Annotated in this window: 18 protein-coding genes; 8 read left to right on the forward strand and 10 right to left on the reverse strand. The window is 64.7% G+C overall.

The features are described 5' to 3' along the window. Window positions 1-451: 451 nt before the first annotated feature. Entirely contained in the window at window positions 452-637 is a 186-nt protein-coding gene (locus G3N58_RS23990) for a hypothetical protein (protein ID WP_206000383.1), read from the reverse strand. Window positions 638-685: 48 nt separating this feature from the next. Here G3N58_RS23990 and nadE point away from each other — a divergent pair, with 48 nt between their 5' ends. Further along, window positions 686-1,546: an ammonia-dependent NAD(+) synthetase gene (gene nadE, locus G3N58_RS23995; protein ID WP_167049601.1), complete on the forward strand. Its 861-nt coding sequence runs from the start codon at window positions 686-688 to the stop codon at window positions 1,544-1,546. Between the two features lie 135 nt (window positions 1,547-1,681). Here nadE and G3N58_RS24000 read toward each other — a convergent pair whose 3' ends face one another. The 6 genes from G3N58_RS24000 to G3N58_RS24025 all read right to left on the reverse strand — a co-directional run bounded on the left by G3N58_RS24000 (window position 1,682) and on the right by G3N58_RS24025 (window position 7,350). Next, window positions 1,682-1,948 carry an RNA-binding protein gene (locus tag G3N58_RS24000; protein WP_167049603.1) on the reverse strand — a complete coding sequence of 89 codons (267 nt, stop codon included), beginning with the start codon at window positions 1,946-1,948 and terminating at the stop codon, window positions 1,682-1,684. Between the two features lie 5 nt (window positions 1,949-1,953). Then, window positions 1,954-2,112 carry a hypothetical protein gene (locus G3N58_RS24005; protein ID WP_206000384.1) on the reverse strand — a complete coding sequence of 53 codons (159 nt, stop codon included), beginning with the start codon at window positions 2,110-2,112 and terminating at the stop codon, window positions 1,954-1,956. Between the two features lie 334 nt (window positions 2,113-2,446). After that, window positions 2,447-2,797, reverse strand: coding sequence for a hypothetical protein (locus G3N58_RS24010; protein WP_167049607.1), 351 nt, complete (start codon window positions 2,795-2,797; stop codon window positions 2,447-2,449). 165 nt (window positions 2,798-2,962) lie between these two features. Further along, a complete protein-coding gene (locus tag G3N58_RS24015; protein ID WP_206000385.1) occupies window positions 2,963-3,655 on the reverse strand; it encodes a hypothetical protein in 693 nt (230 codons plus the stop codon). Window positions 3,656-3,893: 238 nt separating this feature from the next. Then, window positions 3,894-5,561 (reverse strand): peptidase S1, encoded by a 1,668-nt coding sequence (locus G3N58_RS24020; protein ID WP_167285083.1) that lies wholly within the window; start codon window positions 5,559-5,561, stop codon window positions 3,894-3,896. Between the two features lie 229 nt (window positions 5,562-5,790). After that, the gene (locus tag G3N58_RS24025; RefSeq protein ID WP_206000386.1) at window positions 5,791-7,350 is read right to left on the reverse strand and encodes a S53 family peptidase; all 1,560 of its coding nucleotides are present in this window, start codon (window positions 7,348-7,350) and stop codon (window positions 5,791-5,793) included. 322 nt (window positions 7,351-7,672) lie between these two features. Between G3N58_RS24025 and G3N58_RS24030 the strand changes: the two genes are divergently transcribed. After that, window positions 7,673-8,182, forward strand: a complete 510-nt coding sequence (locus tag G3N58_RS24030) for a DUF1993 domain-containing protein (protein WP_167049615.1) — start codon at window positions 7,673-7,675, stop codon at window positions 8,180-8,182. Between the two features lie 116 nt (window positions 8,183-8,298). Here G3N58_RS24030 and G3N58_RS24035 read toward each other — a convergent pair whose 3' ends face one another. Further along, a complete protein-coding gene (locus G3N58_RS24035) occupies window positions 8,299-8,625 on the reverse strand; it encodes a YnfA family protein (RefSeq protein ID WP_167049679.1) in 327 nt (108 codons plus the stop codon). Window positions 8,626-8,798: 173 nt separating this feature from the next. On the opposite strand from G3N58_RS24035, the gene G3N58_RS24040 reads away from it, so the two are divergent. Next, window positions 8,799-8,972 carry a DUF1289 domain-containing protein gene (locus tag G3N58_RS24040; protein WP_167049616.1) on the forward strand — a complete coding sequence of 58 codons (174 nt, stop codon included), beginning with the start codon at window positions 8,799-8,801 and terminating at the stop codon, window positions 8,970-8,972. Between the two features lie 70 nt (window positions 8,973-9,042). Here G3N58_RS24040 and G3N58_RS24045 read toward each other — a convergent pair whose 3' ends face one another. After that, window positions 9,043-9,687, reverse strand: coding sequence for a LysE family translocator (locus G3N58_RS24045; protein WP_167049617.1), 645 nt, complete (start codon window positions 9,685-9,687; stop codon window positions 9,043-9,045). Between the two features lie 155 nt (window positions 9,688-9,842). On the opposite strand from G3N58_RS24045, the gene G3N58_RS24050 reads away from it, so the two are divergent. Both G3N58_RS24050 and G3N58_RS24055 read left to right on the forward strand, forming a co-directional pair. Further along, window positions 9,843-10,313: an Lrp/AsnC family transcriptional regulator gene (locus G3N58_RS24050; RefSeq protein ID WP_167049619.1), complete on the forward strand. Its 471-nt coding sequence runs from the start codon at window positions 9,843-9,845 to the stop codon at window positions 10,311-10,313. Window positions 10,314-10,414: 101 nt separating this feature from the next. Beyond that, a complete protein-coding gene (locus tag G3N58_RS24055) occupies window positions 10,415-10,648 on the forward strand; it encodes a hypothetical protein (protein ID WP_167049621.1) in 234 nt (77 codons plus the stop codon). 34 nt (window positions 10,649-10,682) lie between these two features. Here the strand turns inward: G3N58_RS24055 and G3N58_RS24060 are convergent, their stop codons facing one another. Further along, window positions 10,683-11,039 (reverse strand): hypothetical protein, encoded by a 357-nt coding sequence (locus tag G3N58_RS24060; protein ID WP_167049623.1) that lies wholly within the window; start codon window positions 11,037-11,039, stop codon window positions 10,683-10,685. A gap of 195 nt (window positions 11,040-11,234) precedes the next feature. Between G3N58_RS24060 and G3N58_RS24065 the strand changes: the two genes are divergently transcribed. From G3N58_RS24065 to G3N58_RS24075, 3 genes are all read left to right on the forward strand, one after another. Next, window positions 11,235-13,238 carry a bifunctional DedA family/phosphatase PAP2 family protein gene (locus G3N58_RS24065; protein ID WP_206000387.1) on the forward strand — a complete coding sequence of 668 codons (2,004 nt, stop codon included), beginning with the start codon at window positions 11,235-11,237 and terminating at the stop codon, window positions 13,236-13,238. Between the two features lie 603 nt (window positions 13,239-13,841). Then, on the forward strand, window positions 13,842-15,185 hold the full coding sequence (locus G3N58_RS24070) for a phospholipase A (protein ID WP_346778292.1): 1,344 nt from the start codon (window positions 13,842-13,844) through the stop codon (window positions 15,183-15,185). A gap of 366 nt (window positions 15,186-15,551) precedes the next feature. Beyond that, window positions 15,552-16,787, forward strand: coding sequence for a hypothetical protein (locus tag G3N58_RS24075; protein WP_205990524.1), 1,236 nt, complete (start codon window positions 15,552-15,554; stop codon window positions 16,785-16,787). Window positions 16,788-16,797 lie beyond the last annotated feature (10 nt).

The following is a 16,797-nucleotide window of genomic DNA, read 5'->3' on the forward strand; positions in this document are numbered from 1 at the left end:
CGTTGATCGGCGTCGACGGCCGATTGGCGGGATGCGCCGCCGCGACTCGCGACGCCGGGGGTTGCGCCTTCGCGGCAGGCGTTGTCGCCTTCGCTACCGCAGGCGTTGCCGGCACGGCCGACACCGCATGCCCCGGCGCCGCACTTGCGGCACCCGGCGCACTCGCCGCCTGCGCCGGCAACGCGCACGTCCCAACACACGTCCCTGCGCACGCCAACACGCCAACGGCGCGCGCCAGGCTGCGACGAGCAGCATGCGCAACACGACTCGCACCTGGCGTGCGGTATGAAAACGGCATCTCGATCATCTCGCGTCGACGCACCACCGGGACGGAAGCCGTATGTTCCAGTTCAGGCTGGCCAGGCCAATCCCGGTCGTTTATCGCGTATCAGAGCAAACATGATTATTATTGATTGCCCGCCGCTTTAGCGCAGCGCGCGGAACGACGATATTACTCAGCGCATGGCTGCATGTCGATGAAATACAGCCGATTTTCGAATTCTGCGAAGCGGCTGACAAATTTCGGCAAGCGGTGTGTGAAGCGGAAAATCGCCATGACCTGATTTAAATCGAATCCCTGAAATAAAACCGTGGAACGATCGGCCGGTTCATCCGCTAAAAAACCTTTCCGGGCCACCGTGATGCGGCTCGATACTTAACCGTTGCGCGAGGAGTCAGAACAATCATGGTCCAACACGATCCAGCCGCCCGCCAGGCAAGCATTGCAGCCGAAATGCACATTGCCGCGGAATTCGACGCACAGCATGAAATCGAGCGCCGGATCGATTTTCTCGCGAACTATCTGCGTAGCAGCGGCCTGAAAACTTATGTGCTGGGAATTAGCGGCGGAGTCGATTCGACAACGGCCGGACGTCTCGCCCAACTCGCGGTCGAACGTTTGCGCGCGAATAATTACAATGCGCAATTCGTCGCAATACGTTTGCCTTACGGCATACAGCGCGACGAAGCCGATGCCCAGCAGGCATTACGCTTCATTCGCGCCGACGAAAATCTCACCATCGATATCCAACCCGCCGCCGATGCGCTGCTCGCATCGCTCGATAAAAGCGGCGTGTTATTCAAGGACGGCGCACAGCAGGATTTCGTGCACGGCAATATCAAGGCGCGCCAGCGCATGATCGCCCAATACGCGGTGGCCGGCGCGCGAGCCGGCGTCGTGATCGGCACGGACCACGCGGCCGAATCGCTGATGGGCTTCTTCACGAAATTCGGCGACGGCGGCGCCGACGTGCTGCCGCTCGCGGGCCTCAACAAGCGCCGCGTGCGCGCGGTGGCGCAAGCGCTCGGCGCGCCCGAGGCGCTCGCGCACAAGGTGCCGACCGCCGACCTTGAAATGCTGCGTCCGTTGCGCCCCGACGAAGACGCCTACGGCATCCCCTACGATGCGATCGACGACTTCCTCGAAGGCAAACCGGTCAGCGATGCGGCGCGCGCGGTGATTCTGCGGTTCTACGAAGCGACACATCACAAGCGGGCGCTGCCGTATACGCCGTTCGACTGGCCGACGCGGCACGACGAGAAATAACGTCCGGCGGCTGAGGCGCGGGGCGCTTGATGCGCGGCAATGAAAACGGCGGGGATGCGCGATTGGCCGCGCATCCCCGCCGTCGTCGACGCTATCCAGGAAGCCCGCCGGGAATCGGGGTACCGGGTGACGCCCTTAGCGCTCGGGCGGCGGTTCGTCGCTGAACAGATCGGCGCTCGCTTCGAGCGGCTGGCCACCCAGATGCTTGCCCTGAATCTGCCGCGCGATCACGTCGCCGACATACGGCACGTTGGCGTCCAGTTCGACCATTGCGTAGGCGCCGGGTTTACCGGCGTCCACGACCTCGACGTTTTTCGCGTAATGCCCGAGTTCGCGCTTCAGAAATTCCCGCACTTCCTGCTCGCTGCACGATTCGGCGATATTGCGCACGGTCAGGTTCATGTGGCCTACCCTCGACGCGCGTGGCGACCTGTCCGACGAACCGCGCTTTCGACGCGCACCGGCCGCAGCGCCGCGCGCTGTTTCGCCCGAGCGGCGGCGAGTTCGCGGATCAGGACCGCGCCCGCGACAGCCAAAGCGAGCAAGGACAAATAGAAGGCCATCATTCAAATCTCCTCTGCGAATTTCGTCCTGTTGTCAGGATTGCCATCTTCGACACCAGCGGCGCGGCGCAACCGTGCTGCGGGAAACGGTGAAACGTCGCCGTCAATGCACTGTACCTGAATCGGCCGCGCCAACAACAGAAAAACATCGGCGGATTCAGCACGGTGCATGCCCGGCCGGCGCGACTGCTACGGTTCAGCCCAAGATCGGCCGCTATCGACGGCTACTGGCTGCCACCGGCTGCTACTCGCTGCGGCAAACACGCACCGCCACGGCGCGGCGCAAAGCAAAGCGTGTCGCGGGGGACGTGCGCAAAAGGCGGGCTGATCGAGCCGATCAGTCCGCCGCTTGCACGTTGGTCGCGTTCACCCACCACGCATTCTTGCCTTTCGGCAGGCGGACCAGCACCGCGGACGGATCGTCGACACCGTCGTCGACGATCTGGCACACCGGCAGGCCATCGGGCAGATGCTTCACCTGGCCGGCCGCCTGGAACAACGCGATGCGCTGCGCGCTCAGCGGATGCAGTTGCCGGTACACGTCGAAGCTGATCGCCGCGGGCACGTCGCCGCGAATCACGAGCGAGTCGGCACGCGCGCAATGAGCGGGCTCGGCGGCGAGAGCAGCGGCGCTGCCGCACAGGCCGGCGATGCTGAGCGCCACGGCGGCGAGACGGGAATGGGTCATGGTGTTTCTCCGAAAAATTGGGGATAGCGAACCGCGAACTGTCGCTCGCACGGGCAACTCGCATGGACGTGCGCACAGCGGATTCTCGCGAAAGCGCGCGCAACCGGACGATGCAAACCGATCCGGCCTGTCGGCCACGCGCACGCGCGGCCTCGAACCCTGCGCTCAGGGCGCGCGTTCGTGCGCCTCGCCGCGCCGGTCGGCGCTGTCGTTTTCGCCTGCGTCGTCGTTGGCGTCGCCGGCCGCGACGTCAAGCCGGCTCATGTCGCACGAGGCCCGGCCGAAGCCCGAATAAAGCGCCGACCAGTTGCCGACGATCGCCGTCTGCGCCTGCGCGAGACTCAGTTGGCCCGAGCAAACGCAGTGCTTGAGCATGACCGCCGCGCGCGCCTTGCGACGCTCGCCCTGCGGACCGGCCCACGGCCGAAGATCGAGATTGGCCGGCGCGTCCGGCGAACCGCCGAGCACGACCGGCACACGCCGGTCGAGCGCGAACGCGACGCCGTCGTCTGCATCGATGCCGCGCGCGGCCAGCATGCGATCCTTGTGCGCCATCAGTTCGTCGAAAGGCGGCGCGACCGCATCCGCGTAACCGGCGCGGCAAATCGTTTCACCGATCGATTGCTGCGTGACGCGCTCATCGAGCATCGTGCCGCCCTGCGCGGCGGCGTCGCCGATATGCAGCGCGCAGAGCGCCACGATAAAGCTCGCGCCCAGCCGCGCTGCGCGCCGAGCCTTCGGAGCGGGGTGGGCAACACCGCTCGCGCGCGCGAGTAGCGGCGCGCGAGCGTCGTCGTTGCTGCGGGTCACGTCGCGGAAAAAACGGCTGCGACGCGTGTCTGCCATACCTGCATTCATTCGTCGGCGCGCCGGCGGAGGCGCGCGGTAGTTCAATTCGCAGGGCAATTAAAACATATTCAATATGCTTAGGTACAAAAGCCCGGCACACGCCTGCGACGCGAGCCGGGATCATGAGCCCATTAACGTGCGCGGCAACAGGCGGCCAGGCCGACTGGAAGCCCCTGTTTCATGGCAGTTCCTGCGCGAGGAGAGCAACGACGAAAATCGACACGCTCCACTGCGGCAGCCCCCGCCGCTACTTCGCGACCCGCGCCTGCAACGCGCGAATCCGGCCAAGCGCCGGTTCATTCGAGAGCGTCTGCTCGTACATCTGCGCGAGGTCGGCCTTCAGCGCGGTGCGCGAGCCGCCGTCGAGATAGACCATGTGCCCCGACGGATAGAACCGCGCCGACAGGTTCTGCCGCACCTGCTGGCTGAGCAGCGGCATCTGCTGGAGATCGAGCACGGTCTGATAGAACGGCGTCACGAAGTCGAAGAAGCCGTTCGCCGACAGCACCTTCAGGTCGGGATTGAGCGCCATCACCGCCGCGAGGTCGCCCGCCGTGTACAGGATGATGTTGCCCTTCGGGTCGACGCCCTTCTGCGCGCCGGTCGGATCGATATGGCTGAAATCCCAGTACTTGAACGCCTGGTCGTTGAGGTCGGTGAACGACGAATTCGACGTGTACTTCAACTGCTCGTTCAGGTACACGTTCCACATCGTCGTGTAGACGCCGGTCACGGCGGTCATGGTCGGATCGTTGCCGCCGGAGTTCGGATCGATCTTGCCGGCAATGCCGGTCTCGATCGCGGTCACGCGGCCGTCGTATTCGCCGAGCGCGAGACCTTGCGCCTTGAGCAGCGTGGTCAGGAACAGCGAATTGCCGCGGCTGTCGTAGCCCGCGATGTCGAGGCTCCACGCGAGCAGCGTCGTCTTGTCGATGCCGGTGTATTCGCTGAGCTTTTCGACGGTCGCGGAATCGGTGGTCGGAAACTTGCGCAACGCGGCCAGATAGTCGGTGCGCGAGAACTGCGCGACCTCTTCGGCAAACGCGCCGAGATCGGTCGGGCGCGGCGCGACGCCGAGCTTCCGGTGATACCAGGCGTCCGCTGCCGCGGTGGGCAACGCGCCGACCGGATTGCCGGCCTGCGTATAGTCGAGAATCGACGATTGCAGCGTGATGCCGTTCAGATCGACGCCGTCCTCGTGCAGGCGATACGCGAGCACGCAACTACGCGCCGTGCCATACGATTCGCCGAACAGATACTTCGGCGAATTCCAGCGGTTGTTCTTCGTCAGAAAGCGCTTGATGAACTGCTTGAGCGAATCCGCGTCCTGATCGACGCCCCAGAAGTCGCGATTCTTCTTCGGCGCGATGGCCGCCGAATAGCCGGTGCCGACCGGATTGATGAAAACGAGGTCGCTTTTGTCGAGCAGGCTGTCCGGATTGTCTTCCATCGCATACGGCGCGGGCGGCGTGAAGCTCGGCATCGACGTTTTGATGCGGCGCGGCGCGAACGAGCCGAGCAGCACGAACACCGACGACGACCCCGGTCCGCCGTTATAAAAGAACGTGACCGGCCGCGTTTCTTCCTTCTGGTTGTCCTGCGTGAACGCGACGTAGAACATCCGCGCTTCGGGCTGCGAGCTGCTCGGATCGACGATCACGAGATGCCCCGCCGTCGCCGTGTAGTTGATTTTCCTGCCGCCGATCGTCACCGCGTGATGCGTAACCGCGGCGGTCTCCGCCGTCTCGGTCACCGAATCGTCCGGCCCGTTCCCGTAGGCGACCGGATCGAAGAACGGCTGGTCGCCGGCCTTGGCCTTGTGCGGCTCGCTCGTGGTGACCGCAGCCGCCGTGGCCTCGGTGGATGCGTTGTGCGACGGATGCTGACTACCGGAAGCAGACTCTGTGTTCGTCATGATCGCTCCATGGGTTCGATTTAACGTGCCGCGTCTTCGCTTTACGTCCTCGCCATACGTCTTCGTTTCGCGTCCTTGTTTCGCGTATTCGCCTTGTATCCTCGGTGTACATCCGCGCTTCTTCACTTCCGCGCTTCATTTGCCGGCTTCACTTCCTCGCCTCACGTCCTCTACCGGCGGTCCGCCACGTATCGCGAACCGTTGCCGACTGTCGCCGCCAGCCTGTTGACTATAGTGCGGCCGCCACCTTCTGGCCAATCGGACTGCCCAGTCCCGTGCAAGCGTCCCAGCCCACCGATGCCGCGAAGCTGCCGTTGTTGCCCTGCGTGATGTCGTTGCAGACGCCCGGCGCCTTGTAGAGCTTCGCGTTGACAAAACCGACCGGCTGCCCGTTCGCCGCGTTGATCCGCGCGATCAGCGCCGCCCATAGCGGCGCGACCGCGCTCGTGCCGCCGATCACCGTCTGCGTGCCGTCGATCAGCACGCTGTAGCCGGTGACGGGCGACGCATCGCCCGCGACGTCCGGCACGCCGCGCCCGCCGAGCGCCACGCTGCCGCCGCCCGGCGACGTCACCGACAAGCCCTTCTGCCACACCGGCACCGCAAACGCCTGGCTCACTCCGCCGCCGCTCGCGCCGCCCTGTTCGCCGTCGTTCCACACCACCTCGCGCGTGATCGACGAGCCCGACGCGGTGAGCTGCGTGCCGCCGCACGCGAGCACGTACGGGCTCGATGCAGGGAAGTCGACCTGATCGCCGCCACCCGAGCCATCGCTCGAACCGCTGTCGCCCGACGCCGCGCAGATCGTCACGCCGAGCGCCGCCGCCGACTGCAGCACGCTGTTGAACGCCTGCATCGACTGGCTGGTCCAGACCGACTCGGGCGCGCCCCAACTGATCGAAATCACCGAGGGCTTATTGGCCGTGTCGTGCACCGCGCGGCTCACCGCGTCGATAAAACCGGCGTCGCTGTTCTGCGTGAAGTACACGGCGATGGTCGAGCGCGGCACGATCGCGCCGACGATCTCGATGTCGAGCGTGACCTCTCCGTCGGGCCCGTTCGGGTCGCCGCTCGGCCGATTGCCGCCTTGATCGACGCCGACCGCTGTCACGTTGGGCGAGGCCACGCCGAGGCTCGAAAAATACGCCGTGAGATCGGACGTGTTATAGCCGCCGCCGAGTTCGATGATGCCGACACACTGGCCGTCGCCATCGCCTTGTGGAAACTGGTAGAGCGAGGCGAGCTGCAGCGGCGTGAACGACGCCTGATGCGCGCGCGCCGGCACGAACGGCGGCCGGATGCGGAAGTGCGGCCGCGCCTGTGGCCGGTTGTCGAGCCCGAGCACCGCCTCGACGACGCCGTGCAGATCGTCCGGCACGCTGATCGTGCCGGTGCGGCCGCGAAACTGCCCGGCCGTGTGATGCTGATAATGCGCGAGTGCGACCTCGAACGCGCTCTGGAACTGCGCGATCGTGCCGCCCAGCAGGACGAGACGCGCCGCCGGGTCCTCACGCACAACCGTCAGACCATGCGCGGCCGCGAACGCCCCGACCTTCGCGATATCGTCCGGCGCGGCGCCGTAGTCTTGCGCGAGCGCTTCACGCGAAAGCGGTTTGACGCTCGGGTCGCCGGCCTCGATCCGGCTCATCAGCGCATCGAACTGCGCCTGCTGCCGGCGGCGCAGCATCACGAAAACCTCGATCCGCTCCGTCGGATCGCATTGCCCGACGACCTTTACGCCTTGCTCGACCGTGCGCTCGCTGCCCGGCAATGGGTGCCTGTTGACCATGGTGTCGACTCTCCTGTTAGCGTGGCGGGCCCGCACGGTGCGCGCACGGCCCGGTTGCACCTCAGCACGCCACGCGCCTGCGCGCGCGCCGCCTTGCCGCCTGGCCTCGTTTCACGCCGCGGCGGCAAGTTGCTGTTCGAGGACTTCGTTCAACCGTCCGACCCGGGCATTCGAGCACAGTTCCGGCGCGCGCGGCAGTTGGCCGAATGGCTAATGTGCATCGCACGTGCGGCGCGCTATGATGCTTCAGCGGCATTCCAGCCGCTTCATTGTTGCCTCGCGCGCCGGCCCGCGCGCACGATCGAGAAAATCAGAGGAACCCATGTCAATTTCGATGTATCAAGCATCATTGCCTGTGCTGATTCGCGGTCTCACGAACCTGCAAGCCATCCTCGGCAAAGCCGAGGCGCACGCGGCCGCGAAGCAGATCGAGCCCTCGGTGTTCACGAACGCCCGGCTCGCGCCGGACATGCTGCCGCTCGTGCGTCAGGTCTATATCGTGAGCGACACCGCGAAGGGTTGCGCCGCGCGGCTGGCCGGCGTCGAGCCGCCGAAATTCGAAGACGTGGAGCAGACGTTCGACGAATTGCAGGCCCGCCTTCAAAAGACGATCGATTATCTGAAGGAGTTCAACGCCGCGCAGATCGACGGTTCCGAAACGCGCGCCATCACGCTGAAAATGCGGGTGGGCCCGCTCGAATTCACGGGCATGTCGTATCTGTTCGGCTTCGTGCTGCCGAACTTCTATTTCCACGTGACGACCGCGTACGACATCTTGCGCCACAACGGCGTCGAACTCGGCAAGCTCGATTATCTGGGTACGATGCAATAAGGAGGCGGGCCGCCGGGTCCCCGCCTGAAGCCGGTCGGCATCGGAGCAGCAGCGGACCGGCGCGAGACCACCCCAGCCAAGCCGCGCCGCGCGCCGGCGGCCTATGCAGCGAGGCGCTATGCGTGGATGCGCGGCTGGAACGCAATCACCGCCATGCCGGCGAGCGTCAGCGCGACGCCCGCCGCATCCCAGAGCGTGGGCCGCACCTTGTCCACGCCCCACAGCCACGCAATCGCCACCGTCACGTAGACACCGCCGTAAGCCGCATACACACGGCCCGCGGCGGTGCCGTGCAGCGTCAGCAGCCATGCGAACAGCGCGAGGCTCAGCGCGCCGGGCAGCAACAGCCACGCGGAGCCGTCCTCCTTGAGCCAGCGCCACGGCAGATAGCAGCCGAGAATTTCGGCGACGGCGGTCACGACATACAGCAGGAAGGTTTTCATCGATGAAGGGAAGCAAGCCATTGTGTCGCCGCGCGCGGCGCGGCGGGGTATCCGTGAAGCGCGGGCAAGTAAGACGGCCCGCGCCGCTATCGGCTTTATTAACACAATCACTTGGCGCCGCGAACATGGCGCATGCGACAGTCGCGCTACCTCAACCCTGACGGCTATCGGTTATGAGCATCGAGTCACCCTGCATCGACATCTGCAAGTTCGACGACAAAACCGGCTTTTGCATCGGCTGCATGCGCACACGCGACGAATGCAAAACCTGGAAGAAGATGAAGGACAAGCATCGCAGGAAGATTATCGAGGACCAGCCGCGGCGCGAGCGCAAGCTGAAGAAGTGAGCGACAGTGAACGGCGCCGCGGGGCATCGGCGTCTTCGCTTCGCTGCCCCGCCGCCCTCGCGACACCGCCTCAATCGAGCGAAAGCCGCAGCGCAAATCCGATCAGCGCAGCCGAGAACGTCCAGCGCTGCAAGGTCTGCGCGAGCGGATGAGCGCGCATCCAGCTGGCGATGCGCGCGGCGCCGGTCGCATATAGCGCGTCGAAGCATGCGCCGGTCACGAGCAGCACGACGCCGAGTTCGATCATCTGCAGCGCGACCGGCCCCGCCTCCGGCCGTACGAATTGCGGCAGCAGGACCGAACAGAACAGCAGCGCCTTCGGGTTCAGCAGATTCGTCAGCAAGCCTTTGATGAACGCGGTCCGCAACGGACGCGCCGCAGCGGCATTGGACGCCACGGCAGCACGCCCCTCGTCGGGCAGAGCGAAGCCCGGCGAGCGGAAAATCTGAATCCCGACCCACGCAAGATAAACCGCGCCGACGTAGCGCACCGCGTCGTACAGCCACGGCGCGTTGCGCAACAGCGCGGCCATCCCGCATGCCGAGAGCGTCACGTGCGTGGCGCGCGAAAGTCCGAGCCCGGCCGCCGCCGCGAAGCCGCTGCGCACGCCGCGCGCGATGCTGGTTTGCAGAATCAGCGCCATGTCCGGCCCGGGCACCGCATAAACGACGAACAACGCCGCGATATACACGGCCAGCAGGTGAGCGGAAATCATGGAAGCCTCCTTGTTTTTAGAGGCTCTATCTTGCTATCGGCGGCAGAGTGTTTGCTGGCGAATTGCCAATCCCAAACCTTCATTTGAAGCGGAATGCGCTAATATTTGCTCACTTTACCGAGCTTTCCCCCACCCCTCGCCGATACTCCGAAACCATGCCCGCCGCCGATCTCGACAAAACCGACCGCGCCATCCTCGCCGCGCTGCAAAACGACGGCCGCATGCCGAATGCGCGGCTCGCCGAAACGGTCGGCCTCAGCGAAACGCCGTGCGCGCGGCGTCTGAAACGCCTCGAAAACGACGGCTATATCGATCATTACCGCGCGATGCTGTCGCGCGCCGCGCTCGGCCTTGGCGTGGTCGCGTTCGTCTACGTGCGCTTCGCGGTGCACGACCGCGCGACCGCGACGCGCTTCGAGCGCGAGGTGCAGGCGATCCCGCGCATCCTGTCGTGCCACAACGTGTCGGGCAGCGCCGATTACATCCTGCAGGTCGTCGCGCGCGATCTCGACGACTACGGCGCGTTCATGCGCGACGAGTTGCGCAGTCTGCCGGGCGTGACCTCGGTGGAGTCGTCGTTATCGTTGCGCGAGGTGAAGCCGTATGGCGGCCTGCCGCTTTCCTGATGCCGCTTTCATCAACGCGAACGTGGCATAGTCACGCCTTTGAAGCCCTCTTGCGAAGCGGCGCGAGCCGCTCCGATGCAACCCGACGAACCGGAGTTTTCATGGATCACGACAAGGCGCGAGCCGAAGAAACCGCCGCGATGGAACGCGTGCTGACCGCGACAAAGCGGGTGCAGACGGCGTTTGCGTCGCTGCAGACACAATTCCCGCCGGCCGGCGCCGGCAAACCCTCGCAGTTTGCCCTGCAAACGTTCGACGCCGCCTTGCAGGAACTCGAAGACGCGCAAGCCGCCTTCGACGAAATGCTCGGCGATCTGCTCGACGGCAATCGTTGAGCCGGAGCCAGCCGGCCCGGCGCCCCGCGCGACGCTATCTGAGCGGCGCCGCCCTGCCGCTCACGTTCGGCGCGCGTGGATCGGGGTTCATATAGAGGGCCGTGCCGTTGGCGCGCATGTCGTTGAGCACGGGGCCGGCGCCGGCTGAACCCGTGCCGTACGCCGTGCCCGGCGACGTTCCCACGCCCGGCGCCGGGCCGCCGCCGACACCCGTGCCGAGGCCCATGCCGGCCGCGCCGTGCCCCGTGCCGCTGCTCCCGCCCGATTCGCCGGATTGCGCGCCGCCGCCCGGGTTGCCCAACTGCTGGGCCCACCCCACCTCCGCGGTTCCCGCCATCAGCACCACCGCAACCATCACCGCTCGCGCGATCCCACCTGTTCCGCTTCTCATGAGTCACCCCTGGCTTCGATTTCATCGACCCCACGGCACGACGCCGATAGCGCCGCGCGCTCCCCTCCTATTCTGAGCCCGCCGCCCAACGCGTGCAGCGGCGCTGCACCCGCACGGAGCGTGCCCGCGCGCGTTATGATCGGTCGTAACAGCAGACCGGCCGAGCGCGCACGCGCGGGAGCACGACGCAGCACGATGGAGCACGCCTACATCCACCTTTTGCATCTGCTTGCCGGCCACTCGGCGTGGATGCTCGCGGTCGTGTTCCTGGCGGCTTTTCTCGAAGCGATCGCCGTGATCGGCACGTTCGTCCCCGGCAGCACCGCGATGTTCCTCGCCGGCGCGCTAACGGGCACCGGCGCGCTGAGCCTCGCCTGGGTGTTCGTCTGGGCGATCCTCGGCGCGGTCGCCGGCGACGGCATGAGCTTCTGGCTCGGCAGCCGCTACAAGGAGCACATCGCCCAGATGTGGCCGCTGAGCCGGCACCCCGAGCTGCTTGTCGCGGGCCAGCGCTTCTTTCTCAAACAGGGCTCGAAAAGCGTCGTGCTCGCGCGCTTCATCGGCCCGTTGCGCGCGATCGTGCCGGTCGTCGCCGGCATGATGGACATGAGCCCGCTGCGCTTCTACGCGATCAACGTGCTCTCGGCGCTGCTGTGGGCGCCGGCGCATATCCTGCCGGGCGTCGTGTTCGGCGCGTCGGTGCTGCTCGCCGGCGCGGTGTCGTTCCGGCTCGTCGTCATCATCGCGATGCTCGTATGCATCGTCTGGCTCAGCTTTCGCGGCGCGAGCTTTCTCGTCTCGCACGCGAACGCGTGGTCGAGCGCGGCGGGCCGCCATCTCGGCAACTGGGCCTGCCGCCATCCCGGGCCGCTCGGCCGCGCCGCGCGCCGCATGCTCGATCCCGATGCGCCGGACGCGACCAGCATCGTCGTGACCTCGCTGCTCGTGCTCGTGGCCGGCGTGCTTTTCTTCGGTGTCCTTGGCGATGTCGTCAGCGGCGATCCGCTGACCACCGTCGATCTGTCGGTCTATCGCTTCCTGCAATCGGTGCGCACGCCCTGGGGCGACACGGTGCTGGCCCATCTCGCGACGCTCGGCAGCGGCATCACGCTGAGCGCGCTGATCGTCACGGTCACGCTGTGGATGCTATGGGAGCGGCGCTGGCGCACGATCGGCTACTGGCTCGCGGCGGTCGCGTTTTCGCAACTGCTGATTCTCGGCCTGCAACTGGCGATGCGCCGCGCGCCGCCCAACGAACTGATGACGAGCCACTACGTGTTTCCGAGCAATCACGTCGCGGCGACGGTGATCGTCTACGGCTTTCTCGCGTTTCTGCTCGCGCGCCGGGTCGGCAAGATCGAGGGCGTGCTGGTCGCGGGCGCGAGCACGCTCGCCGTGATCGTCGTCGCGTTCGCGGGCGTGTACTTCGGCCGCTACTGGGTGTCGGATGCGATCGGCGGCGCGGCGCTCGCCTGCGGCTGGGTCGCGATCGTCGCGCTGACGGCGATCTGGCGGCATCCGCAGCCGCCGCCGCAACGCCGCTTGATGCCGCTCGTCATGCTCGCGGTCGTGGCGTTCAGTGTGGCCGCGCAACTCGGCGTCGAGGCGCCCACGCCGCCCGACAGCACGCCGCGGCCGCCGCCCGTGCGGCTCACCGAGGCGGCATGGCGGATGTCCGAATGGAAGCGGCTACCCTGTTTTCGCTCCGACATGGGTGGCGACCGCAAGGAGCCGTTCACGCTGCAATGGGTGTCGGAGCCCGCCACGATACGCGACCGGCTGCGCGCGCAGGGCTGGATCGAGGGCACCGACATATCGGCGCGCAGCCTGCTCTCGCTTGCCTCGCCCGACGTCGCGGCGGTGGCGCTGCCGGTCTTGCCGAAGCTCGACAACGGCGTGCCGTCGTCGCTGGTGTTCATGCGGCCGGGCGAGTCGCGCGAGGAACGCTACGTGCTGCGCTTCTGGCCGAGCGGCTATGCGGTCGACAACGGCACCTCGGCCGCGCCGCTGTGGGTCGGCGCTTTGGCGCACGAACGGCTGTCGCGGCCATCGTGGCCGATCAACATTCTGCGCATCGACAAGGAAACGACCGCGCTCGCGGCAAGCGCGAAATCGGGCGCGGCACTCGGTGCGACGGTTCTCGCGGAAGTGGCATGTCACGGCGTGCCGGTGTCGCTGCTCGTTTCGCCGGGAAATTGAGTTCACGGACAAAGCGGCTGTTGCGTCATATGCGGCGCATAGACGATATGCCGTGCGTAGACGAACGGAAAAACATGTCGGCGCCCGAGCGCCATTGGAAATTCGCGTATTGCAATCGGTGACCTCAGCACGGGCTTTTCCGATCGATCACGATCGGCACGATTTGCCACAAGTCATTAACCGCAAGTCATTTGCCGCAATTGATCGCGCAATGAATGACCGCGAAAAAACCAGAAAGCGAATTACGCGGTAATTGCCATACGGGGAATGACTCGTGCCGCGATTCGCGCGTACCGATTGCAAACCGGCAACCGCATGCGACATATGTCACGCGAATCTCCGTTGCACAAATGCAACGAAAAGACGCAATGAAAAGCAGTGAGAAACCATTACCGCTGCTGTCCCGCGCTTTCTCCCATTCCATCGTTTCCACCCGGCTCTTTCCACCGCATGGCCCATTCTTATTCACTCGCGCAATTCACAATATAGTGAGAAAAAATCAAACTGATTCCACAGATACCCACCCTATTTTTTTGCCCAATTGCACACTTTGACGTTATCGTCTCGAAGCGACCTGAATTCGTAGATCAATAGGAGTCCCGTGTGCGGAATCGATTGACGTCCAGCATGAAGAAAGACCGCAAATCCGCAGTACTCGGCAGCCACCGCTCGCGTATTTCCAGACTCACTCCCAGGCTATCTCTTTGCATCAGCCTGCTGATGTTCGGCGCCGGCTACTCCGCTTATAGCGTTGCCGGCGTTTCGGTATTGCGTCCGCCGCGAGAAGCGCTCGCGAATAGTCCGCTCGAAGTCACGATCGTCTATTCCGGCGACGCACCCAACGGCACCGAGGTCGACGTTCCGGCACAACTGAATATCTCGCTCAGCAATCCGGACGTGATCCCGAGGCCGCTGGCGCTCGCGCGCGAAAGCGGCGTGCCCGATCATCTGAAGCTCGCCGCGGGAGAACTCAAGGCGGTCCGCTATGTCGGCGCGTGGCCCGAATGGGCGCGCGGCGCGATGAAGATCGACGTGCCCGATCTCGACGTGTCGCCCTCGTTCGTCCTGCTCACGCGAGCGCCACGCGGCAGGGGCACGGCGCTCGCGTCGGCTGACGGTACGCCGGACGCTGCGGCAAGCGTTTCGAAGAGCGAACCATCCCAAACCAGCCTGATCGCATCGTCGCCGGCACCGGCGCGCCCCGCCGCGCCGGTGCCCGAAATCAACAGCTTCCTCAGCCGCTTCTCCGCCTACGAGCCCATGTATTTCGCCGACGGCTCGAATGGCGAGAACCTCGCGAAATTCCAGCTGAGCTTCAAGTTCCGCCTCGTCACGCCGGACGATCCGCGCTCGCGAGGCTTCGCCGACAATCTTTATTTCGGCTATACGCAAACTTCGCTGTGGGATCTCGGCGCGTACTCCGCGCCATTCCGCGACACGAGCTATATGCCGGCGCTGTTCTATTACCTCGAAGACACGGGCTGGAAGAGCAAGTGGTGGAGCAAGATGGGGCTGATGGCCGGCTACGAACACGAGTCGAATGGACGCGACGGTCCCGAATCGCGCGGCATCGACATCTTCTTCGTCAAGCCGATCTGGGATTTCGGCGACCTCAACGGCAACCATCTGACCGTGGCGCCGAAGGTCTACTACTACGCCCATATTGCCGGCGAGAACCACGACATCACCGACTATCGCGGCTATATGGACCTGCTGCTCAAATACGGCAGCACCGACAGCTGGCAAATCGCGACGACGCTTCGCAAAGGCATGAAGGGCGGCAAAGGCAGTATCGATACGCAGTTCACCTATCCATTGGCGAAGCTCATCAATAACCGCTGGGGTGGCTTCCTGTGGGTCGGGTTCTTCACAGGATACGGAGAAGACATTCTCGACTACAATCAGCACCGCTGGATTGCGCGCATCGGCTATAGCATTACGCGCTAAGCCGACGTTGTTCAGCCATGCAGACGAAGGGCCGCACGCGGCCCTTTTCTTTCGTCGATAACGGCGCCACCTCGTGCCGGAAGCTGATCGAAAGTTCTCCCGGGTTCTTCCCCGATCCCAACTCAAGCCCGACCGGAAGCTCACCAGAAGCTCACTTGAAGCTCATTCAGCCCGACCGAAGTTCGCCCAAAGCGAATTGCAATCTTCCGGGGCACGTCAATAATTAAGTAGCTTGTGAATCCTGTGTGCACGAACAGACGGGCACACTGCCGCGGATTTCTCTAGAGTTGAAGGGTCGCCGGTCAATCCGGGCTGGCCACGCCGCGCTGATTCGCCAGCGTACATTCAAACTCCAAGGAAAAACCAATGAAAACTGCTCTCCTTAAAGACGTGTCGACCATTTCCAACGGGCAAGCCGGGTTAGTCGTGCATCGAAATAGTGCACCGCTGATCCTCAAGAACGAAATTCACCCGGAACAGATCCGGGACAATCTGCCGGGCCGCCAAGGCGGCGTCGGCTTTCTGTTTCACGCCACCGACTGGGAAACGCTTTCATTTTCTTTTCACAACGTTCGTCCCCGGAGCGAATCGTTCGAAGAGGAACTCTGGAATACCAAGCCCTTTATCGCCTCGCCGATCTATTCGGGCTCACAGGTGATCGGCGCCAATATCGCGTGCCCGGTGCCGCTCGAAATGTGGCTGGGCAGTCCGCGCGGCATCAAGCGTTTCCGCGAAACGCAATTTTTTCCGGCACTCGAACTCGCCCGGGAAGCGGGACTCGGCATGATCGCGATGGGCGCCTCGACGCCGTACGCGTGCAATTACGGCGCGCTGCCGCGCCCGATCAAGCCGCCTCACATCACGACCGGCCACGCGGCCACCGCCGCGATGCTCAAGGACTGGGCGATGCACTGCTGCGACCAGCTCGACCTCGAATTCGGCAAGACGAAGCTCGCGCTGTTCGGCGCGGCCGGCCGGCTCGGTACGACGGTCGCCAAGTACCTGCTCTACAAGGACGCGCCGCGCGAACTGATCCTGATCGACCTGCCGGACAAGATGAACCTGCTGATCGACCAGGCGAGAGAACTGCTCGCGTCGGACCTGCTCGGCAAGTCGAAGGTCTCGGTGCATACGTTCAGCCCCGATACGCAACTGCCCGCCTTCGATGGCGCGATTCTCGCGAGCAGCACGAGCGTCCCCTACCTCACCGCCGCCGATCTCAAGCGCGCGCAGTTCTGGATCGACGACTCGCATCCGCGCGCGGCGAGCGTCGAGGCCGAACTCGCTTCGCGCGGCCATACGCTCTATATCGAATGCTTCGCCCGCGGCCCGGCCGGACTCGATACCGCATTCCCGTTCCGGCTGCCGTCCACGCGCGACTGCTACACCTGCTTCGCCGAAGGCTATTCGGCCTGGCAGGAAGGTATCGCCTCCGATTTCATCATTGGCAGCCCGCCCGTGTGGTCCGTCTCTTATACTCACAGTCTCCTCAAGAAAAACGGCTTTTCGGTCGGTCCGTTCCACGGCAAGAACGGCGCGCCGGTCAGCCTCGAGGGACTGGATGCGCATCGATTCAATACGCATGAGTTGATGGGGTCGTAACGTGAACGGA

Source organism: Paraburkholderia sp. Ac-20342 (assembly GCF_017104985.1).
Lineage (GTDB): Bacteria > Pseudomonadota > Gammaproteobacteria > Burkholderiales > Burkholderiaceae > Paraburkholderia.